This window comes from Janibacter sp. DB-40 (assembly GCF_029510815.1).
In the GTDB taxonomy this organism is placed as follows: Bacteria; Actinomycetota; Actinomycetes; order Actinomycetales; family Dermatophilaceae; genus Janibacter.
Genome location: NZ_CP120360.1, coordinates 1,579,375 through 1,599,173, shown reverse-complemented (window position 1 = coordinate 1,599,173; position 19,799 = coordinate 1,579,375). Strand labels below are relative to the sequence as shown.

Below are 19,799 nucleotides of genomic sequence, written 5' to 3'. Positions count from 1 at the left end.
CGGCGCACGTGGAGCAGGATGGGCACACCACGGACCCTGACCGGAGGCCGGCATGAGCAGCGCAGCGACATACCTGGACCACAACGCGACCACTCCGGTGGCGCCCGCGGTCGCCGAGGCCATGTGGCCCTACCTCGTGGACCACTTCGGCAACCCCTCGAGCACCACCCCGCTCGGGGCGCGGGCCCGGGCGGCGGTGGACCACGCCCGCGAGCAGGTCGCCGGCCTCGTCGACGCCCACCCCGACGAGATCGTCTTCACGTCGGGCGGGACGGAGTCGAACAACCTGGCCATCCGTGGGACCGCCGCCGTCGCCAGCACCTACGACGTCCTCACCTCGAGGATCGAGCACCCGGCGACGGTGGCCCCACTGACGCATCTGCGTGGTCTCGGCTGGCGGGTGCACGAGCTGCCGGTCGACGACGAGTCACGCGTGCGCCTGTCCGAGGCCCCCGCGGTGCCGGTCGGTCTCGGCACCCTGATCCTGGCCCACAACGAGACGGGTGCCGTCCAACCGGTGGCGGACTTCGCCGAGAGGGTGCACGCGGCCGGCGGGGTGGTGCATACCGATGCGGCCCAGGCGGTCGGCAAGATCGCCGTGTCGGTGGCGGACCTCGGCGTGGACCTGATGTCGATCGCCGGTCACAAGCTCTACGCGCCGAAGGGGTCGGTGCCCTCGTCGTCCGTCGGGGGACGACGCTGGAGCCGCTGCTGCGTGGTGCGGGGCAGGAAGGGGGCCTGCGTCCGGGGACGGAGAACGTCCCGGGCATCGTCGCCATCGGCGCCGCCGCAGAGCTCGCCGGGTCACACCTCGAGGACGAGGGCGCCCGGCAGGCCGGTCTGCGGGATCTGCTGTGGGAGGAGCTCGTCCGCCTGGTGCCGGACCTGGTCCGGGTCTCCCCCGCCGGCGGGTGTCTGCCCAACACGCTCATGGTCGCCGCCCGGGGACGCATCGGTACCGAGGTGCTCGCTCGGGTGGAGGACGTGGCGGCCTCGACCGGCAGTGCCTGCCACGCCGGGGAGCACACTCCGTCCGCGGCGTTGCTGGCCATGGGTCTGGACCACGAGACGGCGCTGGGCGCACTGCGGCTGTCCCTGGGACGGGGCACGACCCGGGATGAGACCGTGCACGCCGCCGAGGTGCTCGGCCAGGCACTTGCGACGGGAGGGCACCACGGCGTCGCAAGAGCCTAAGCAGTTGCGAATGATCGGGCTCAGGCAGTGGCTGGCACGAGACGCCACAGCGAGGTGACCTCGGCCCGCCGTGCGGCGTGGAGGGCGTCCTTCGCGTCCGTGGCGCGAGCGTGACGGGGCCTGGTGTCGTGCCGGCCGGCCACGCGCAGCCCGGCGTCGGCGACCAGCGCGAGGAGCTCCTCGCGGCTGCGCAGGCCGAGGTGCTCGGCGAGGTCGGAGATGACCAACCATCCCTCTCCCCCGGGCTCGAGGTGCCCGGTGAGTCCGCCGAGGAACCGGCGCAGCATGTCGGAGTCGGGGTCGTAGATGCCGGCCTCGAGCGTCGACGTGGGTGCGCCGGGCAGCCACGGCGGGTTGCACACGACCAGGTCCGCCCGGCCCGGGGGGAAGAGGTCGGTCTCGATGACGTCCACCGTGGACCCCAGGCCCAGCCTGGTCATCGTGTCGCGTGCTGCTGCCACCGCCCGCCCGCTGATGTCCGTCGCGACCACCCGCGCGGCCCCGCGCCGTGCCAGGACCGCCGCCAGCACCCCGGTGCCGGTCCCGAGGTCGAATACCCGTGGTGCCTCGACGGGCAGCGGTGCCGTGGCGACGAGGTCGATGTACTCCCCGCGCACCGGCGAGAACACCCCGTACCCCGGATGGACGGACGCATCGAGGGCCGGGACCGGCACCCCCTTCGTCTGCCACTGGTGGGCACCGATCACGCCGAGCAGCTCCTGCAGGGCGACGCACATGCCTCCCGCGGGTGCGCCGTAGGCGCCGTGACAGGCCTCGCGCACGTCCGGAGCGCGCCGCAGCCGGAGCGAGTGGTCGTCCTCCAGCTCGACGAGGAGCATGCCCAGGACGCGGGATCGCTCGGCGCGTTCGGCGCGGTGGGCCGCGAAGTCCGTCCCCGTGCCCCCGCGCCGCGACGCGTGCCTGCGCAGCCGGCGATCCATCGCCTTCAGCAGCTGCCGCGCGTTGTGGTAATCCCCCCGCCAGAGCAGACCGGTGCCCTTCCGGGCCAGGCGGTAGGCGGTGTCCGCGCGTGTGGTGTCGTCGACGAGGACCACCCGCGTGGGCGCGGGTGTGGCGTTCTCCGAGTGCCACGTGGCGGAGTGCTCCACGCCGTCCTCGCTCCAGTGGATCGACATCTGGCTCCCTGCTCGTCGGACGCACCCGGGCGCACTGGCGGCAGCACGCACGAGGCGGGCTGCGTCGCCGGTGACGAGGATGTCACACCGTCCTGCGCGCACGACGCTCCGCAGCCGGCGGTGCAGTGCATGTCGTGGGCCCGGCCGGGTAGGCAGAGGTGACGCCAGAAGGCAACGACGAGAGGACGACATGTCGAGCTACCGCACCGAGAACCCGACGACCGGAGAGGTGGAGCGCACCTTCGACGCCCTCGACCGTGACGGCGCGATCGCCGCTGTCGACCGTGCCCACGCGGCGTACGAGCAGTGGGGCACCGTCCCGGCGCAGGAGCGGGCCGAGGTGCTGCGCCGCACGGCGGACCTGTACGAGGAGCGGGCCGACGAGCTGGCCCGCACCATCGCCGTCGAGATGGGCAAGCCACTGAAGGAGGCGAAGGGCGAGGTGCAGCTCGCCGGGTCGATCTACCGGTGGTACGCCGACCACGGGCCGACCCTGCTGGAGGACGAGCAGCTCGACCCGCAGGGCGCGATGAGCAGCGCGGTCCGCAAGGAGCCGGTCGGTGCGTTGCTCGGCGTCATGCCGTGGAACTACCCCTACTACCAGGTCGCACGCTTCGTCGCGCCGAATCTCATGATCGGCAACACGATCCTGCTCAAGCACGCGGGGATCTGTGCCGCCTCGAACGCGCTCATGGAGGAGATCCTGCTGCAGGCGGGGCTGCCCGACGGCGGCTTCGTCAACCTCCTCGCCCCCAGCAGCGTCATCCCCGATGTCATCGCCGACCCCCGGGTGCAGGGCGTCTCGCTCACCGGCAGCGAGGCCGCCGGCGCCTCGGTGGCCGAGGCCGCGGGCAAGAACCTGACCAAGTCGGTGCTCGAGCTCGGCGGGTCGGACGCGATGATCGTGCTCGATGCGGCCGACGTCGAGGCGATGGCGCGGACCGCGGCGAAGGCGCGGCTGTCCAACGCCGGTCAGGCGTGCAACTCGCCCAAGCGCATCTTCGTCGCCGACGAGATCCACGACGACTTCCTCGCCGCGCTGACGCGCAACGTCGAGAAGACGGTCGTCGGCGACCCTCTGGACGAGGCGACGCAGATGGGGCCGATGTCCTCGATGCAGGCCCGCGACGACCTCCACGAGCAGGTGCAGGACGCGGTGTCGAAGGGGGCGACGGTCCACACCGGCGGCCGGCCCCAGGACGGTCCCGGCGCGTTCTACGCGCCGACCGTGCTCACCGGCATCACGCCCGACATGCGGGCCTGGGACGAGGAGCTCTTCGGCCCGGTGGCGATGGTCTACCGGATGACCGACGTCGACGCCGCGGTGGAGCAGGCCAACGCATCCACCTTCGGCCTGTCCGGCTCGGTGTGGAGCGACGACCCGGAGAAGGCCGCGGAGGTCGCCACCCGGCTCGACGTCGGCATGGCCTACGTCAACGAGCACGGGACGACGCTGCCGGGACTGCCCTTCGGCGGCGTCAAGCGCTCCGGCTACGGCCGCGAGCTGGCCCGCGACGGGATGCACGAGTTCGTCAACCGGAAGCTGGTACGGGTCGCCGCGAAGTGAGCCCGCCCCAAACGAGACCGGCCCCGCACGGATGTGCGGGGCCGGTCTCGTGGTGGACGTAAAGGGACTCGAACCCCTGACCTTTCGCGTGTGAAGCGAACGCTCTAACCAACTGAGCTATACGTCCGTGGCTTCCCGACCAGCGTCCCGGCCGGGCAACCCGAGCAGAGTACCCGGCGGGCTCACGAACGTGCCAATCGGCCCCCTTCGTGTCTCACCGCGGCGGGATCAGCTCGATGCCGGGCACCTGCAGGAGCAGGTCCTCGAGGTGGTCCGGCAGCCACCCCGGGATGCCGGTGATGGTCAGGGCCAGCCAGAAGCACAGCCACCCGAAGACGGCGGAGGCGATGAGCAGCGGGATCTTCGCCCGCCAGGGCAGCGCCCGCGTGTACTGCTCGAAGGCCTTGACCTCGGCCTTGACGTACTGCGTCACGCGGCGGGCCCACATGAACTCGGTGCTCCACAGGAACAACCCGATGAAGATGATCGCCCAGCCGGGGCCGACGAGCGGGACCAGGGGCATCCCGGCCACGATCAGCGCCAGACCGACCACGGCGACGACGACACGGTAGATCGTCCCGGTCATCGGGTTGGTGCGGATGGCGCGCCGCCACCGGATCGGGTCCTCGTGCGCGTCGATCCGCCCGTCCGAGCCGAAGCGGTCCAGCAGCTCCTGGCGCACGACGGCGTGCTGCTCGTCGCGCACGACCCGGTAGGTCTTGCGCCGGCCATCGGCCGTGCGCCCCGGGGACTCCTTCTCGGGTGTCGACGACTCGGCGGTCATGGTGCTCTCCGTCGGGCTCACGGGTTGATCGTGGCGGTCGCGGCCTTCACGAAGGCCTCCTGGACACGGGCGGTGACGGGTCCGGGAGCCGGCAGCTCACGCCCGTCGACGGCGTGGACGGGCTGGACGTCCCGCGTGCTGCTGGTGAGGAAGATCTCCTCAGCGGTCTCGAGCACCGTCAGGGGCAGGGCCTCCTCGCGCACCTCGACGCCGATCTCCCGGGCCCACTCGATGGTCAGCGCGCGGGTGACGCCGGCAAGGCAACCGCTCTCCAGCGGCGGTGTGCGCAGCACCCCGTCAACGACGACGAAGATGTTGCTGCCGGTGCCCTCGCACAGCTCACCGCGGGTGTTGGCGAGGATCGCCTCCGTCCCGCCCTTTCCCTTCGCGTGCGCGAGCGAGATGACGTTCTCCGCGTACGAGGTCGTCTTCAGTCCCGCGGTGGCGGCCCGCTCGTTGCGGGTCCACGGCACCGTCGCGACGGCCGTCGTCCGCGCGAGGGGGCCGACCTCCGCCGCCGTGACGATGTAGCTCATCCCCTGCTCGCCCCGGTCGGAGCCGAGCGGCCCCGGCCCCGCCGTGATCGTGTAGCGCAGCCGGCCGAGGGCGATCCGCTCCCCGTCCCCCAGCACGGCGTCGATGCCCTGCCGGAGCAGGTCCCGGTCGGCGGCGGGCAGGCCCAGGCCGGCGAGCGTGCGGTCCATGCGCGCGAGGTGGCGATCGGCGGCGAAGACCTCGCCGTCGACGATCTTGCACGTCTCGAAGGCCCCGTCACCCACGGTCACGCCGTGGTCGAGTGCGGCCAGGGACGGCTCGTCCGGCCCCACGATCGATCCGTTGACCCACACCCGTACGTCGCTCATGGCCCTACTCTTCCAGATGCCAGATCCATCAGGACCCGGGTCTTGAGCTCGCACTCGGCCCACTCCCCCTCCGGGTCCGAGGACCACGTGATGCCCGCTCCCGTCCCGAAGCGCAGCAGTCGTCCCCCGTCCGGGGCCGTCGTCGCACAGAACGTCCGGATCCCCACCGCGAGTTCCCCGGTCGCGCATCCGTCGTCATCCCGCTCGATCCACCCGAGGGCGCCGCAGTAGGGACCCCGCGGGGCCGTCTCGAGGTCGGCGATCGCCTGCAGGGCGCTCGACTTCGGCGCGCCGCTGACCGACCCGGGCGGGAAGGTCGCCCCGAGGACGTCCGCCCAGGTGACGTCCGGGCGCAGCCGTCCGGCGACGTCGCTGACGAGATGGACCAACCCAGGGTGCGCCTCCGGTGCGCACAGCCGCTCGACGACGACGCTCCCCGCCGAGCAGACCTGCTGCAGGTCGTGCCGCACGAGGTCGACGATCATCACGTTCTCCGCGACGTCCTTGGTCAGCATCTGCTCAGGCGTCGGCGCGGTGCCCTTGATCGGGCTGGACAGCAGCCGGTCGCCGCTGCGGGCCACGTAGCGCTCCGGGGAGGCGGTGACGAGGTCCAGCCCCGCCGAGGGCACGTGGACGGTCCCGGCGAAGGGGGCGGGGTTGCCTCTCGCGAGTCGTGCGGCGAGGTCGGGCAGGTGTGCGTCCGGGGGCAGGTGCGTCTCGAGCATGGTCGTGAGGTTCACCTGGTAGACGGTCCCGGCGGCGATCCGCCGACGGATCTCCTCGACCCCGGCCACGTACCCCGCCCGGTCCAGACTCGCCCGCCAGCCGGCCACGCCCGGCCACCGCTCGGCACGGCCCGGTGCCCCGCCCCCTTCGTCGCGGTGGGCGAAACGGACGGCGGTCAGCTCGCCCTCGAAGGTGACCACCACGACCCACGAGCCACGCTCGAGGTCACTCGCATCGTGGCTGACCTCCACCGGGTCGGACCACGTCGTCGACCCGAATCGCGCGAACTCCACGCCGGAAGGATAGAGGCCCACCGTGACGGGGTCGTGCCGGGAGCGGCAACCCAGCGGCAATTCGGTCACGAAGTCTGGTCATCGGCTGGGTGGAGCCCCTAGCGTTGGCCACGGTTGGCTCCGGGGGGGAGGACCGCGGGCCGCTCCTCGAGGGGAAGGAGCGGCCCGAACGGTCCACCCGGGGCGACGGGGCCGACCATTTCCGGCAGGGTGGAGCCATGAGTCATCCAGCCCGCGCCGGCGCCCTGCTGAGGAGTCTGCGGCAGAGGTACGGCGCCACGCAGAGCGACCTCGGTCACGACTCCGGGGTGAGCGTGCGCACGATCCGTGGCCTGGAGCGCGGGGAGATCCAGCACCCCCAGCTGGCCACCCTGCAGCAGCTGGCCCTGGCGATGAGGCTCCCACCGCAGGACCAGGCCGAGTTCTTGCACGCGTGGGCCACACCCCGCCAACCCGGGTACGACGGCCTCCTCGTCGACCCCACCCTGTCGGAGATGGAGCAGATCGATGCGATGACCCGCTCGGTCCTGGGTGCCTACCGGGTGATCAACCAGACCTGGCACACCACCATCGGCGTGGACCGCCGGATGTCCACGACCCGCTGCCAGGTCGCGCTGGAGGCGGTCGAGCACGGGCTCGAGCGGGTCTTCAACGTCCAGAACGGCGACGAGCACACCACGGCCGCCCGCCTGGACTTCGTGCCCCTGCGGGGCTGTCGGCTGTCCGGACGGTGGGACTTCGAGGACAGCAACGTCACCGTCTTCGGGGTGGACCTGCCGCGCCCCCTCACCAAGGGCCAGTCCCACGCCTACGAGTACGAGGTGATCTCCCACCCCGACGAGGACGGCACCCTCGGCTACTCCGACGGGTTCATCTGGGGCGCGCCGCACACGACGAGGAGCATCGTCGTCTCGGTCGAGTTCGCCGCCCCGCCCGCGACGCTGCGCCGCGTGCAGAAGGCGCCGGGGAAGGACTTCGAGTTCCTCGACCCCGTCCCGCTCGACGACACCCTGCAGGCGGCACTCGTCCTGGAGGACGCCGACCCGGGCGCCTACGGGTTCACCTGGACCTGGTGACCTCGGGTGTCGCACCCGTCCGGCTCCCCGGACACCGTCGTCCGGGCGTGGCGAGGACTCAGCCCGTCGAGACCGGCTCCCGTCCGTCGATGCGCGTGCGCAGTCGGCGGCAGACGGAGCTGAGGATGCGCGAGACCTGCATCTGGCTCACCCCGATCCGCTCCCCGATCTCCTGCTGGGTGAGGTCGGCGGAGAAGCGCAGCCGCAGGATCTGCCGCTCGCGCCCGTCGAGGTCCTCCATCGCCGCGCGCAACGAGATCAGCGTGACGACCTTGTCGTAGGACTCCTCGCCGTCGTCCGCGGCCAGTGTCTCGGACAGCACCGGGCCGGAGGCCCGGATCGGGGCGTCCAGCGAGGTCGAGCGGTACCGGTCCCCTGCCGCCCGTGCGGCACGCACCTCGGCGACGTCGATGTCGAGCTCGTCGGCGACCTCGGCATCGGTGACGTCGCGCTGGAGCTCCTGGCTCAGGGCGGCCGAGGTCTCCCGGACCTGCTGGTGCATCTCCTGCAGGGCCCGCGGCGGACGCACCGCCCACCCGTGGTCCCGGAAGTAGCGTTTGAGCTCGCCCGTGATGGTCGGCGCGGCGAAGGCCGTGAACCCGTGGCCCTTGTCGGGGCGGTAGCGCCGTGCCGCCTGGACGAGGCCGAGCATCGCGACCTGGTGCAGGTCGTCGACCTCGATGCCGCGCCCCTCGAAGCGGCGCGCCAGCGTGTCGGCCAGGCCCCGGTTCGCCAGGACGACGCGCTCGCGCAATCGACTGGCCTGCGCTGGATCCGGCTCGGCGCACGCCTGCGCCAGGAGTTCGACGGACTCACGGTCCCGACTCTCGGTTGTGCTCTGCTGCGATGTAACGGACAAGGTGCGGCCTCTTCCTCAAAAAGAACCACGCCAGCCACGGTCTCGAGCCGACAACGATCTTCAGACAACCACAGTGATCCGCGGCATGCAACCGATCCGCGGAGGTTGATCGCGCAACGAACGCATGGCGACCCGGAGGACGGGTAGGGCCGGACAGACCGACACGCGGCTCCGGCACTCGCCCGAGCCTCCAGCACCCGACCGAGGAGGGGACGTGGCCGTGCACATTCCGGACATGGCGATCCGCTCCTACCTCGGGCACGAGGTCCGCAGCACCACCGGACAGCTCCTCGGGCACATCGTCGACGTCCTGGCGGACGCCGAGTCGGCCGTCCCCGAGTGGGTGGTGGTCAGCCTGCGCGGCCTCCTGCCGAGACACCGGGCGCTCCCGTGTGCACTCCTGCTCCGGACGACCCGGGGACTGGTCGTGCCGGTGTCGCGGAGGACTCTGCGGGATTCGCCCCAGATTTGGTTGGGAAGCGCGATGACCGCCCGGCAGGAGCTGGACCTCCACGTCTACTGGTCCGGACACTGACTGCTCCCCGACCTCCTGACGTTGGCCGGGCGGCACCGTACGTCGACACCACCAGCAGGGCGTGGAGCCCCGTAGTCCCCTGCCCTGACCCCGGTGAGCCGGCTGCGTCGTCGGCGGTCAGTCGCTCCCGCGGGCAGGGCGAAGGGGGCGGGTCGCCGGTCCTTCCAGCACCTCCCCGGAGTGGCTGAAGCGGGAGCCGTGCAGCGAGCAGTCCCAGGACTGCTCGACGTCGTTCCACTCCACGACACCACCGAGGTGGGTGCACACGGCCGAGAGGGCACAGGTGCGCCCATCGACGGTGGACACCGCCGTGGGCACGGGCCCACGGCGGCCCACCACCCCCTTCCCCTCGCTCGGGGGTGTCTCGTCGAGGGGCCGCAGGGCGGCACCGGCGGCATGCCTGACTCCGGAGGCGACCACCCCGGCATTGATGGTGGCGAACCCACGCACGGCACCCGCCCGTACCGGTCGGTCCTGCAGCCTCTGCGCCCACGGCACGCGGCCGTCGAGGATGCGCGCCGCCGTCGCGAGCGCGGCCGCGACGCCGTTGGTCATGCCCCACTTGCCGTACCCGGTGGCCACGTGGATGCGCTCCGAGCTGCCGGGCATCGTGTCGATGACGGGGAGCAGGTCGTGCGAGACGTAGTCCTGTGCCGACCAGTGCGCGACCTCCGTCGCCTCGGGGAAGTGCTCCCGGGTCCATCGGCGCAGCCGGTCCACGTGCAGGCGCTCGGAGTCGGTGCGTCCGACGGTGTGGCCCTCCCCGCCGACGAGCAACAGCCGCGCGTCGCCGGCCCGGGCATCACGCAGGGACCGGCTGGGCCCGTGGGACGAGATGAGCATCATCTCCGGCGGAGCCGGGTGCTCCAGGGCGAGCGCGTAGGAACGCTCCGGGCTGAGCCGGGCGAAGTGCAGACCCCGGTCGAGGACCGGTGTCCCGGTGGCGAGGACGAGCTGGTCACACACCACTGACGACCCGCCCCGGCACTGGACGGTCAGCTGCCCCGTTCCGGTGACCCCGCGCACGCGCGTCCCGGTGACCACCCGCCCACCGTGGTCGCGCAGGTCCCGCACGAGCGCATCCACGAGGGCCATCGGGTCGACCTCGGCCTGGTCGTCGAGGACCGTGCCCCCGGACGTGGGGAAGGGCACCGGAAGGTCGTGCTCCCACCGCACCCCCAGGTCGAGGCGCCGCGCCGCCTCGTGCTCCTCCTTGGCCCGGCGCAGGCCCTCTCCGTCATCGGACGCATAGGTCACGGCCGGACGCCGGAGCACGCCCACGTCGTGCTCCGCGCAGTAGCGCAGCAACCAGTCCCGGCCCTCCCGGTTGCCCTCGACGTACGCGCGCACGACGTCCTCGGAGTGCCTGCCCAGCAGTTGGGAGTAGCGCGTCGCCTGGAGGAGCGACACCTTGGCGGTGGAGTTGCCGGTCGTGACGGCGCCCGGCGTGCGGGCCTCGAGGACGACCACCTGCCGGCCGGCACGGGCGAGGAGCAGGGCAGTCACCAGGCCGGTGATCCCCGCGCCCACGACGACGTCCTGGACCCTGCCCCCGTCGAGCGAGTCCGATGGGAAGGGCTCCCGGTCCTGCAGCCACACAGACGTCATCGTGGGTTCCTCTCGTCAGACCATGTCCCGCAAGATCCGGCCGTTCCCGTTCTCGGCACGGCGCCCTACGGTCGCCGCTGTCCTACCCGCTCGTCGCGACATGACACGTCCGGATGCGCCGAGCGACCCCGCGCCACGACACCCTCCGGGCACGACGAAGGCCCCTGAGCAGCGTCTCCGCTGCTCGGGGGCCTTCGTCGTGCTGGTGGGCGATACTGGGTTTGAACCAGTGACCTCTTCCGTGTCAAGGAAGCGCGCTACCGCTGCGCCAATCGCCCGAGGTCGTGCACTTTTCAGTTCCATGCAGGCTCTGCACGGTCGAGGTGGAGACGGGATTTGAACCCGTGTAGACGGCTTTGCAGGCCGTTGCCTCGCCTCTCGGCCACTCCACCAATGAAGGCGGTGAACCTTCCGAGCGGATGACCGGCCTCGAACCGGCGACCTCAACCTTGGCAAGGTTGCGCTCTACCAACTGAGCTACATCCGCACTCACGCTTGCCGCTTCTCTGCGTCGGCGTGCTGTGGAAGATTAGCCCATAGATTCCGTCAGAACCAAACTGGGCACTGACACGGCCCGAGTCGCCCGGATTGCCGGGGAACTCGCCCTCCGGAGAGGGCCGCGCCCGCCCCCGGGCCCGCGCTCTAGGCTGCACCCATGCCGACGCACGAGGTGACCAACCAGCCCCCGCCGCTGAGCGGCCAGGACGTCTTCTCCACCGACCCCGCGCTCACCGAGGGGATCTCCCGCTGGGTCCCCGCCGAGCAGCGGGCGACGTCCGTGGCGGAGCTCACCGCCCTGGGGCTCCTGGCAGGTTCGCAGGAGGCCGCCGGCTGGGCCGACCGTGCCCACCGCAACACCCCGCGGCTGGTCACCCACGACCGCTTCGGTCACCGCATCGACGAGGTCGAGTTCGATCCCGGATGGCACGAGCTGATGCGTACCGCCGCCGACGCCGGGCTCACCGGCGAGGCATGGACCCGGGGCGAAGGGAGCGGCGCGCACGTGCGGCGGGCGGCCGGCCTGATCACCTGGAGCCAGGCCGAGCCCGGCCACATCTGCCCGATCACGATGACCAACGCGGCCGTCCCCGCCCTTCGCCACTCACCGGAGCTCGCGGCGCGCTGGGAGAGCAAGCTGGCCTCCCGTGACTACGACTTCGGGCTGCGCGAGCCGGGGGCGAAGTCCGGCGTCATCGCCGGCATGGGGATGACCGAGAAGCAGGGCGGCTCCGACGTGCGGGCGAACACCACCCACGCCGTCGCTGCGCCCGGCGGGCCGATGACCGGGCAGACCTATCGGCTGACCGGGCACAAGTGGTTCTGCTCGGCACCGATGAGTGACGTCTTCCTCGTGCTGGCCAAGACCTCTCCGGAGGCCGCTCCGAGCTGCTTCCTCGTCCCCCGCGTCCTCGAGGACGGGACGCGCAACCCCTTCGCCCTGCAACGGCTGAAGGACAAGCTCGGCGACCGCTCCAATGCCTCCTCCGAGGTCGAGCTCGACGGCACCTGGGGCGCGCTCGTCGGCGAGGAGGGCCGCGGGGTCCGGGCGATCATCGACATGGTGGCCACCACCCGGCTGGACTGCATCCTCGGGTCGGCCGCGACGATGCGCGCCTCGCTGACCCGGGCGGTCCACCACACACAGCACCGCGTCGCCTTCGGGCGCACCCTCGTCGACCAGCCGCTGATGCGCAACGTCCTCACCGATCTCGCCCTGGAGTCCGAGGCAGCCACCCTGCTGGGCTTGCGCCTGGCCCACGCGCTCGACGAGGGCGACACCGAGCTGTCCCGGCTCGGGGTCGCGGTCGGCAAGTACTGGGTCTGCAAGCGCGCCTCGACCTTCACCGCGGAGGCCATGGAGTGCCTCGGCGGCAACGGCTACGTCGAGGACCACGGCATGGCCCGGCTCTACCGGCAGGCTCCCCTGAACTCGATCTGGGAGGGCTCGGGCAATGTCAACGCGCTGGACGTGCTCCGGGCGATCGCCAAGGAGCCGGCCTCGCTGATGGCGCTGCTCAAGGAGGCCTCCGTCGCCCGTGGACAGCTCCCCGTCCTCGACGCCGCACTGGACGACCTGGAGCGCGACTGCAGCGAGCTCGGGGCCCAGGACGCCGACCGGGTGGCCATGGGCTCGCGGCGGCTCGTCGAGCGCCTCGCGCTGGTCCTGCAGGCGAGCCTGATGGTCGCCCACTCCCCCGGCGACATGGCCGAGGCCTTCGTGGCCTCGCGCCTCGGCGGGGCCAGGGCGATGAACTTCGGCACCCTGGATCCCGACCTCGTCACCCTGGCCGGGGCCACCGCCATCCACCGGGCTTCGGCGTCGGTGTAGCCGCCGGAGCGATCAGGACCTCCTGAGCCGCTCCTGCTGCTCCCCGACGTCGAAGTGCGCCGCCGGCCAGTGCAGGTCCAGTCCCTCGAGGTGCTCCTTGAGCAGATTCATCACGGCGAGCCGGGCGTACCACTTGCGGTCCGCCGGCACGACGTACCACGGCGCGATGCCGGTGGAGCACCGGTCGATCGCGATGCGATAGGCCTCCTGGTACTCGTCCCAGTGGGCACGCTCGTCGATGTCGCCGGGACTGAACTTCCAGTGCTTGTCCGGCCGCTCGAGCCGCTCCGCCAGTCGCTCCTTCTGCTCGTCTTTGCTGATGTGCAGCATCACCTTGATAATCGTCGTGCCCGAGCCGGCCACGTCCTCCTCGAAGGTGTTGATCTGCGTGTAGCGACGTGACAGCTGCGTCCTGGGCACGAGTTCGTGGACTCGCGCGACGAGAACGTCCTCGTAGTGGCTGCGGTCGAAGACCCCGATCTGCCCGGGCTGCGGCAGTGCCTTGCGGATGCGCCAGAGGAAGGAGTGCTGCAGCTCCTCGTCCGTCGGCGCCTTGAACGCGGTGATCGCCACGCCCTGGGGGTCGACGTTGCCGACGACGTGGCGCATCACGCCGCCCTTGCCGGCGGTGTCCATGCCCTGGATGACCAGCAGGATGCTGCGCCGACTCCCTGTGGTCGCCTCGGCGAAGAGCCGCTCCTGCAGGTCCGACACGGGCTTGGCCAGATCGGCCAACGCCTCCTTGCCCTTCGTCTTGCCGCCGTCGAAGATCGGGGTGCCGCGGGTGTCGATGGCGGTCAGGTCCGAGCCCGGCTCCACGCGCAGGGCATCCCGGTACGGCGTGCTCGAGGAGGTCTTCTTCGTGCCCGACTTCGTGTCCTTGCCCATCCGTCGATCATGTCAGCCACGGCCCTCGTGGGGCAGACTCGCGGCATGCGCGTCCTGACCTGTGACCACGCCGCCGCCCGCGTTTCCCCCGGTGACGAGCTCACCAGCGTCGACCTCGATGCGCTCTACGCCGCCACGGGACCGCTCCTGCGGCTGAACTTCGTCACCACGCTCGACGGGGCGGCGACCGGTCCCGACGGACGGTCGGGGACGATCAACTCCGCGGCCGACCACCGTGGCTTCACGGCGATGCGCCGGGCGGCCGATGTCCTCCTCGTCGGGGCAGGGACGGTGCGGGCCGAGGAGTACGGCCCGGCACGCCTCCCCGTCGTCGTGGTCTCGGGCCGATCCGAGCTGCCGGACTCCGTGCGGGGGCAGGAGGGCGTGGTCCTCGCGACGACCGCGGCCTCGGGTGCCACCGAGGGCGAGTCGGTCTGGATCTGCGGGGAGGACGGTGTCGACCTGCCGCGGCTGCTCGAGCGCGTGCGTCGGGAGGTCGGTCCCCACGTCCTCTGCGAAGGGGGCCCCACCCTCGCCGCCGAGCTGGTCGCGCTCGGTCTCGTCGACGAGATCGCCCTGTCGTGGACGCCGAATCTCGTCGGTGGCGGCCGGGGTGACCACCCGCGTCTGCTCGAGGGCGCCGACGTCGACGTCGAGCTCGCCTGTCGGCACCTGCTGGAAGAGGACGGGACCCTGCTCGGTCTCTGGCGCCCGGTGCGCTGAACCCCGCTCGACGGGCCCCGGCCCGCTGCGCGCGGAGCGGGGGTCGCGGGCAACGAGCGGGGTCAGCGCACGAAGTCGGCGACCACGGCGTTCCAGCGCCGCGGGTCGACGTTCCACTCCTTGCAGTGCCGCGCGAGCGACCAGGGCTCGAAGGTGACCAGGTCGGGCCGCGCCTGTGCGAGCGCCTCGCTCGGCCCCACGGGCACGAACTCGTCGTCGCGCGAGTGGATGAGGAGCATCGGGTGGTGCAGCTCCTCGGCCCGGGCGACCCAGTCGGTCCTGGCGACGTCGACGCTCTCCGAGACCCCCACGAGGCGCTTGGCCCAGTGCTGCCCCATCAGGGCGCTGCCCAGGTGGGAGACGGGCGCGGGCACACGGTGCAGATCGGCGTGGTGCTTGAGCACGTCCCCCCAGTCGACGACCGGGCCGTCGAGCACGGCCCGCGAGACGACGCTGGAGAGGGGCGAGCGGTCGAGGAACTGCAGCACGATCGCGCCGCCCATGGACCACCCGACGAGGATGATCTCCTGGGCTCCACGGGCCAACGCCAGCGAGACGGCGTCCTCGATGTCGCGCCACTCCGACAGGCCGAGGTTGTAGCGCCCGTCGGGGCCCACCGGGGCCTCGCCGTCATTGCGGTAGCTCGGCACCAGACAGGTCAGGCCCGCCTCGTGCAGCGCGGGGACGGCCCGGATCGCCTCGATGCGCTGGGCGCCGCGACCGTGGACGAGGATCGCCCAGCGGTCACCGGTGCCGTGCGGGGCCGGCGTGATCCAGGCGGGCATCGGCCCGAGCCCGGCGGGGACGACCACCTCCTCGGTCGCCAGGCCGAGGTCCGCCTGCGGGTCGCGCCCCCAGTAGTAGCCGTTGAAGCGAGCGGGACCCGGCTGCAGCGTCCCCCGGTCCACCCCGAGCAGCTCGCGGCGTACCCGCCGGCGCCGGTGGTCGACCTCGAGGACGCCGCCGACCCGGGCATGACCCCTGCCGCCGTCGAGCCAGAGGCCGTAGCGGCCGGGGACGAGGATGTCATCGGTGCCCGAGAGCGTGACGCTGTCGGTGTGCACGACGTGGACGACGGTGTCGTCGGGGCGGATCGGGTCCGGGGTGAGGACGCGGCGGGCGAAGTAGGTCGCGCCCCCGACCCAGACGGAGCCTGCTCCCACGAGCGCGGACGCGGCGGCGACGGACCCGTAGGTCACTGCCCGCTCGGCCACGGTCCTCGACGTCGTCACGGGACCATGCTCTCAAATCCGGGACGGAGGGGGCAGAATGTGACGAGTGACACCCCTTCCCGACCTCGACCTGTCCCCGATGCTCGCCAAGGCCGTCACGGAGGTGCCGGCGGCCGACGCCGTCGACGGGGGGTACTCCTACGAGCCGAAGTGGGACGGGTTCCGGTGTCTCGTCGTCAAGGACGGGGACGACGTCGAGCTGGCCAGTCGCGGCAAGAAGCCACTCACCCGGTACTTCCCCGAGCTCGTCGACGCCTGCCGCGAGCACCTGCCCGACCGGGTCGTGGTCGACGGCGAGATCGTCGTCCGCAGCGGTGAGCCGGGTGCGCAGCGCCTGGACTGGGAGGCACTCGGCCAGCGGATCCACCCCGCCGAGTCACGCGTCACCAAGCTGTCCGCGCAGACCCCGGCGGAGCTCATCGCCTTCGACCTGCTGGCCCTCGGCGACGAGGACGTGACCGGGTCCCCCTTCGCCCGCCGCCGGGAGCAGCTCGAGTCGGTCTTCACCACGATGGCGAAGGGAGCCCCGCTGCACCTGACGAGGGTGACGCGGGACGCGGACGAGGCCCGGGACTGGTTCGTGCGTTTCGAGGGCGCCGGGCTGGACGGGGTCGTGGCCAAGGCGCTCGCCTCGACGTACGAGCCGGGCAGGCGCACGATGCTCAAGATCAAGCACAAGCGCACCGCGGAGGCGGTCGTCACCGGCTACCGCGTGCACAAGTCCGGGCAGGGCGTCGGCTCGCTGCTGCTCGGTCTCTACGACGGTGACCAGCTCTTCAACGTCGGCGGGATCGCGGCCTTCACCGCCAAGCGGCGCCTGGAGCTCGTGGACGAGCTCGAGCCGCTCGTGCGACGGGACGCGGACGGCTCGGTCGAGCACGCCGAGACCGACCGGTCACGCTTCTCCTCGGGCAAGGACGTCTCGTTCGTGCCGCTGCACCCCGAGTGGGTGGTCGAGGTCGCCTTCGACCAGCTCGAGGGGCACCGCTTCCGGCACACCGTGCAGTTCCTGCGCTGGCGGCCGGACCGCGAACCGGAGTCGTGCACGCTGGACCAGATCGACCGGGCCGCGGCCTACGACCTGGGCGAGGTCCTCGCCGACTGAGTGGTCCCGGGGGCTCAGTCCTCGATGCGGTTGCCCTCCTCGTCCCAGTGCTCGGCGACCTTCTTGCTCGGCTGCACCCGTGGGGGCTCGCCGGGCATCTTGGGGTAGTCGGGCGGGAAGCTCAGCTCGCCACCGGGCAGGGTCTCCCACAGCTCGAGCAAGGGGTCCAACGAGTGGGCCCGGTCGTCCATGTCGATCCACGGGTCGCCGTCGGCGAGGTGGTCGAAGACGGTGGTCAGGTTGTACTCGCGCGGGTCGGTGACGGCTGCGAGCTGCTCCCACGTCATCGGCGTGCTCACGGGTGCTCCGGGCCGCGCCCGCAGGCTCCAGGCCCCGGCGATCGTGCGGTCGCGGTTGTTCTGGTTGTAGTCGACGAAGATCCGCTCGCCGCGCTCCTCCTTCCACCAGGCCGTCGTCACCGAGTCGTCACGGCGCTCGAGCTCGCGACCGAAGCCGATCGCCGCGTGGCGCACCTCCTCGAAGGACCACCGTGGCTCGATCCGCACGTAGATGTGGATCCCGCGGTTGCCGCTCGTCTTGGGGTAGCCCCGCAGACCGAGCTCCTCCAGCAGCTCGCGGGCGACCCCGGCGACCCGCTGCGCGTCGGCGAAGTCGGTCCCCTCCTGCGGGTCGAGGTCGATCCGCAGCTCGTCCGGGTGGTCGACATCGGGCCGCCGCACCGGCCACGGGTGGAAGGTCAGCGTCCCCATGTGGGCCGCCCACACCAGCGCCGCCGGCTCCGTCGGGCACAGCTCGGCGGCCGTGCGTCCGCTCGGGAAGGTGATGTCGACGGTTTCGACGTAGTCCGGCGCTCCCCGGGGAAGCCTCTTCTGGTAGAAACCGTCGGCGTCGCCGTCCTTGGGGCCGACCGCCAGGCGCATCCCCTCGCGCCAGCCGTCCGGCCAGCGCTCCATCGCGGTGGGGCGCTCACCGATCGTGCGCATCATCGTCGCGCCGACGGCGGCGACGTACTCGCAGACCTCGAGCTTGGTGATCGCAGGGGTCCGGTCGGTCTCCTCGTACACGACCCGGTCCGGGCTGGAGACCCGTACCTCCCGCTCCCCTGCCGTCACGACTGCCGCCGGTGTCCTGGCCATGCCGCCAGCCTATGGGCTCCGCGGACGAAAGAAGCGGGCCAAGGCCCACATGACGCCTCGCCCGCCGGGTAGGACATGGTTGCGCCGCAGGGCGCACATTGGCAATCTGCCGACAGGGAGCAAGTCCCCCCCTCGTTGACAACAAAACACGAAGACCGGCACCACCGACGCCGGATTGAGCGAAAGGGATCTGCATTGATCACGGGAACTCAAACCGCAAGCACGACGACGATCGACGTCTATCGCACCCGTCTGGCCGACCGCAGCCAGATCGAGCCGCGCTCCCACTCCGTGGTGTGGAGCCAGGATGCCTCGGGCCCACTGTCGCGGGACCAGCTGCGCGGCTACGACCAGCGCGGCTACCACACGGCCGAGTCAGTCCTCTCCGAGGACGACATCGCCACCTGCCTGTCCGAGGTGGGCACCATCACCGACCGCCTCGGCGAGGACGAGCGGATCATCCGCGAGCGTTCCAGTGGTGACGTTCGTTCGATCTTCGCCGTCCACCGGCTCAGCGACGCGATCGCCGAGATCGTGGGCCGCGAGGACATCGTCGGGGTGGCCCGGCAGATCCTCGGCGACGACGTCTACGTCCACCAGAGCCGGATGAACCTCAAGCCGGGCTTCGCCGGCGGACCGTTCTACTGGCACAGCGACTTCGAGACCTGGCACGCGGAGGACGGCATGCCGACCCCGCGTGCCCTCAGCGTCTCGCTCGCGCTGACACCGAACTACGAGACCAACGGCGCGCTGATGATCATCCCCGGCTCGCACAAGCAGTTCGTCAGCTGCGTCGGGGAGACGCCCGACGGTTACCACCGCGAGTCGCTGAGCTCCTACCGCCCGCCCTTCGGCACCCCCGACGAGGAGGATGTCACGCGACTGGCACAGGAGCACGGGATCGACATGATCACCGGCCCCGCCGGATCGGCGCTGTACTTCGACTCCAACTGCATGCACGCCTCGGCCGGCAACATCTCCCCGGACCCGCGCAGCAACCTCTTCGTCGTGTTCAACGCCGTCTCCAACCGGCTGCAGGAGCCCTTCGCGGCCTCCGCCCCGCGACCGGAGTACCTGGCGCACCGGGAGATCGACTGATCCCCGGGCGACGACCCGCACGCCGCGGCCCCCGGATGATCTCCGGGGGCCGCGGCGTTGCATGATGGAGACCAGCGACGAGAAGGAGTCACACCATGATGGAGCCCACCGGCCGCGACTACGCCGTGAGCAAGACCGACGAGGAGTGGCGCCAGGAGCTCGGCCCGGAGGAGTACTCCGTGCTTCGCGCCGCCGGGACGGAGCGTCCCTTCACCGGTGAGTACAACGAGACCACGACGGAGGGCGTCTACGCCTGCCGCGCCTGCGGCACCGAGCTGTTCACCTCGGAGACGAAGTTCTCGAGCCACTGCGGGTGGCCCTCCTTCTACTCCCCCCTCGCCGGGGACCGCGTCGAGTACATCGAGGACGACTCGCTGCCGGGCCGTCCCCGCGTCGAGGTCCGCTGCGCCAACTGCGGCAGCCACATGGGCCACGTCTTCGAGGGTGAGGGGTACGACACCCCCACCGACCAGCGGTACTGCATCAACTCGATCTCGATGACGCTGCGCCCTGCTCAGGGCTGAGGCGCCCCATCTGTCCCCCGATTATCGGGTGACCCGATAAACCCCCGGTCCGCAGGAGTTTCTTACTCCTGCTGACCGGGGGTTTCTCTTGCCATCTCCCGCAGGAGCAGGGGTCGTGGGCCGGCCGACGCCACCTGTTCCGTTGGAGCGGTGCGCCGTGCC

General features: G+C 71.5%; 18 protein-coding genes, 4 tRNA genes and 1 pseudogene. 10 read left to right on the top strand and 13 right to left on the bottom strand.

Translation table 11 applies throughout. From position 1 onward, the window contains the following. Positions 1-52: 52 nt before the first annotated feature. A pseudogene (locus tag PVE36_RS07525) lies at positions 53-607 on the top strand (aminotransferase class V-fold PLP-dependent enzyme); the annotation flags it as partial. Between the two features lie 269 nt (positions 608-876). Next, complete coding sequence (locus tag PVE36_RS07520) at positions 877-1,194, top strand: hypothetical protein (RefSeq protein ID WP_277455895.1); 318 nt, start codon at positions 877-879, stop codon at positions 1,192-1,194. Positions 1,195-1,214: 20 nt separating this feature from the next. On the opposite strand, the gene PVE36_RS07515 is transcribed toward PVE36_RS07520, so the two are convergent. Continuing rightward, positions 1,215-2,432: a class I SAM-dependent methyltransferase gene (locus tag PVE36_RS07515; RefSeq protein ID WP_277455635.1), complete on the bottom strand. Its 1,218-nt coding sequence runs from the start codon at positions 2,430-2,432 to the stop codon at positions 1,215-1,217. A gap of 88 nt (positions 2,433-2,520) precedes the next feature. Here PVE36_RS07515 and PVE36_RS07510 point away from each other — a divergent pair, with 88 nt between their 5' ends. Next, positions 2,521-3,897: an NAD-dependent succinate-semialdehyde dehydrogenase gene (locus PVE36_RS07510; RefSeq protein WP_277455633.1), complete on the top strand. Its 1,377-nt coding sequence runs from the start codon at positions 2,521-2,523 to the stop codon at positions 3,895-3,897. A gap of 50 nt (positions 3,898-3,947) precedes the next feature. On the opposite strand, the gene PVE36_RS07505 is transcribed toward PVE36_RS07510, so the two are convergent. The 4 genes from PVE36_RS07505 to PVE36_RS07490 form a co-directional block, all read right to left on the bottom strand. Continuing rightward, positions 3,948-4,024 (bottom strand) — tRNA-Val (locus PVE36_RS07505). 87 nt (positions 4,025-4,111) lie between these two features. Continuing rightward, positions 4,112-4,702 carry a PGPGW domain-containing protein gene (locus tag PVE36_RS07500; protein WP_277455632.1) on the bottom strand — a complete coding sequence of 197 codons (591 nt, stop codon included), beginning with the start codon at positions 4,700-4,702 and terminating at the stop codon, positions 4,112-4,114. Further along, positions 4,699-5,544 (bottom strand): aminotransferase class IV, encoded by an 846-nt coding sequence (locus PVE36_RS07495; protein WP_277455631.1) that lies wholly within the window; start codon positions 5,542-5,544, stop codon positions 4,699-4,701. The genes PVE36_RS07500 and PVE36_RS07495 overlap by 4 nt, the downstream gene beginning before the upstream one ends. After that, positions 5,541-6,563: a chorismate-binding protein gene (locus tag PVE36_RS07490; protein ID WP_277455629.1), complete on the bottom strand. Its 1,023-nt coding sequence runs from the start codon at positions 6,561-6,563 to the stop codon at positions 5,541-5,543. Before PVE36_RS07490 ends, PVE36_RS07495 begins: the two co-directional genes overlap by 4 nt. 218 nt (positions 6,564-6,781) lie before the next feature. Between PVE36_RS07490 and PVE36_RS07485 the strand changes: the two genes are divergently transcribed. Then, the gene (locus tag PVE36_RS07485) at positions 6,782-7,639 is read left to right on the top strand and encodes a helix-turn-helix transcriptional regulator (RefSeq protein WP_277455628.1); all 858 of its coding nucleotides are present in this window, start codon (positions 6,782-6,784) and stop codon (positions 7,637-7,639) included. A gap of 58 nt (positions 7,640-7,697) precedes the next feature. Here PVE36_RS07485 and PVE36_RS07480 read toward each other — a convergent pair whose 3' ends face one another. Continuing rightward, on the bottom strand, positions 7,698-8,393 hold the full coding sequence (locus PVE36_RS07480; protein WP_277455627.1) for a sigma-70 family RNA polymerase sigma factor: 696 nt from the start codon (positions 8,391-8,393) through the stop codon (positions 7,698-7,700). A 319-nt stretch (positions 8,394-8,712) separates the two neighbouring features. Between PVE36_RS07480 and PVE36_RS07475 the strand changes: the two genes are divergently transcribed. Then, complete coding sequence (locus PVE36_RS07475; protein WP_277455625.1) at positions 8,713-9,033, top strand: PRC-barrel domain-containing protein; 321 nt, start codon at positions 8,713-8,715, stop codon at positions 9,031-9,033. A gap of 117 nt (positions 9,034-9,150) precedes the next feature. On the opposite strand, the gene PVE36_RS07470 is transcribed toward PVE36_RS07475, so the two are convergent. From PVE36_RS07470 to PVE36_RS07455, 4 genes are all read right to left on the bottom strand, one after another. After that, positions 9,151-10,641, bottom strand: a complete 1,491-nt coding sequence (locus tag PVE36_RS07470; RefSeq protein WP_277455624.1) for an FAD-dependent oxidoreductase — start codon at positions 10,639-10,641, stop codon at positions 9,151-9,153. A 203-nt stretch (positions 10,642-10,844) separates the two neighbouring features. Next, positions 10,845-10,919: transfer RNA gene (locus PVE36_RS07465), tRNA-Val, on the bottom strand. A 43-nt stretch (positions 10,920-10,962) separates the two neighbouring features. Further along, positions 10,963-11,033, bottom strand: a tRNA-Cys gene (locus PVE36_RS07460). Positions 11,034-11,055: 22 nt separating this feature from the next. Then, positions 11,056-11,128 (bottom strand) — tRNA-Gly (locus PVE36_RS07455). A 168-nt stretch (positions 11,129-11,296) separates the two neighbouring features. Between PVE36_RS07455 and PVE36_RS07450 the strand changes: the two genes are divergently transcribed. Further along, the gene (locus PVE36_RS07450; protein ID WP_277455623.1) at positions 11,297-12,970 is read left to right on the top strand and encodes an acyl-CoA dehydrogenase family protein; all 1,674 of its coding nucleotides are present in this window, start codon (positions 11,297-11,299) and stop codon (positions 12,968-12,970) included. Positions 12,971-12,982: 12 nt separating this feature from the next. Here the strand turns inward: PVE36_RS07450 and PVE36_RS07445 are convergent, their stop codons facing one another. Further along, on the bottom strand, positions 12,983-13,858 hold the full coding sequence (locus PVE36_RS07445) for a polyphosphate kinase 2 family protein (protein ID WP_277455622.1): 876 nt from the start codon (positions 13,856-13,858) through the stop codon (positions 12,983-12,985). A 45-nt stretch (positions 13,859-13,903) separates the two neighbouring features. On the opposite strand from PVE36_RS07445, the gene PVE36_RS07440 reads away from it, so the two are divergent. Beyond that, positions 13,904-14,581, top strand: coding sequence for a dihydrofolate reductase family protein (locus PVE36_RS07440; protein WP_277455620.1), 678 nt, complete (start codon positions 13,904-13,906; stop codon positions 14,579-14,581). 62 nt (positions 14,582-14,643) lie between these two features. Here the strand turns inward: PVE36_RS07440 and PVE36_RS07435 are convergent, their stop codons facing one another. Continuing rightward, a complete protein-coding gene (locus PVE36_RS07435; protein WP_277455619.1) occupies positions 14,644-15,813 on the bottom strand; it encodes an alpha/beta fold hydrolase in 1,170 nt (389 codons plus the stop codon). 79 nt (positions 15,814-15,892) lie between these two features. Here PVE36_RS07435 and PVE36_RS07430 point away from each other — a divergent pair, with 79 nt between their 5' ends. Continuing rightward, the gene (locus tag PVE36_RS07430; RefSeq protein WP_277455783.1) at positions 15,893-16,918 is read left to right on the top strand and encodes an ATP-dependent DNA ligase; all 1,026 of its coding nucleotides are present in this window, start codon (positions 15,893-15,895) and stop codon (positions 16,916-16,918) included. Positions 16,919-16,932: 14 nt separating this feature from the next. On the opposite strand, the gene PVE36_RS07425 is transcribed toward PVE36_RS07430, so the two are convergent. Beyond that, positions 16,933-18,015 (bottom strand): DNA polymerase domain-containing protein, encoded by a 1,083-nt coding sequence (locus tag PVE36_RS07425; RefSeq protein WP_277455617.1) that lies wholly within the window; start codon positions 18,013-18,015, stop codon positions 16,933-16,935. A 195-nt stretch (positions 18,016-18,210) separates the two neighbouring features. On the opposite strand from PVE36_RS07425, the gene thpD reads away from it, so the two are divergent. Together thpD and msrB are read left to right on the top strand one after the other, a co-directional pair. Continuing rightward, on the top strand, positions 18,211-19,113 hold the full coding sequence (gene thpD, locus PVE36_RS07420) for an ectoine hydroxylase (RefSeq protein WP_277455616.1): 903 nt from the start codon (positions 18,211-18,213) through the stop codon (positions 19,111-19,113). Positions 19,114-19,208: 95 nt separating this feature from the next. After that, a complete protein-coding gene (gene msrB / locus PVE36_RS07415) occupies positions 19,209-19,637 on the top strand; it encodes a peptide-methionine (R)-S-oxide reductase MsrB (RefSeq protein ID WP_277455615.1) in 429 nt (142 codons plus the stop codon). The last annotated feature ends 162 nt before the right edge of the window (positions 19,638-19,799 follow it).

Coding starts and splice junctions, on each gene's coding strand:
- PVE36_RS07425 (WP_277455617.1), bottom strand. CDS start 18,015: ATGGCCAGGACACCGGCGGCAGTCGTGACGGCAGGGGAGCGGGAGGTA.
- PVE36_RS07485 (WP_277455628.1), top strand. CDS start 6,782: ATGAGTCATCCAGCCCGCGCCGGCGCCCTGCTGAGGAGTCTGCGGCAG.
- PVE36_RS07470 (WP_277455624.1), bottom strand. CDS start 10,641: ATGACGTCTGTGTGGCTGCAGGACCGGGAGCCCTTCCCATCGGACTCG.
- PVE36_RS07495 (WP_277455631.1), bottom strand. CDS start 5,544: ATGAGCGACGTACGGGTGTGGGTCAACGGATCGATCGTGGGGCCGGAC.
- PVE36_RS07430 (WP_277455783.1), top strand. CDS start 15,893: ATGCTCGCCAAGGCCGTCACGGAGGTGCCGGCGGCCGACGCCGTCGAC.
- msrB (WP_277455615.1), top strand. CDS start 19,209: ATGATGGAGCCCACCGGCCGCGACTACGCCGTGAGCAAGACCGACGAG.
- PVE36_RS07440 (WP_277455620.1), top strand. CDS start 13,904: ATGCGCGTCCTGACCTGTGACCACGCCGCCGCCCGCGTTTCCCCCGGT.
- PVE36_RS07445 (WP_277455622.1), bottom strand. CDS start 13,858: ATGGGCAAGGACACGAAGTCGGGCACGAAGAAGACCTCCTCGAGCACG.
- PVE36_RS07450 (WP_277455623.1), top strand. CDS start 11,297: ATGCCGACGCACGAGGTGACCAACCAGCCCCCGCCGCTGAGCGGCCAG.
- PVE36_RS07510 (WP_277455633.1), top strand. CDS start 2,521: ATGTCGAGCTACCGCACCGAGAACCCGACGACCGGAGAGGTGGAGCGC.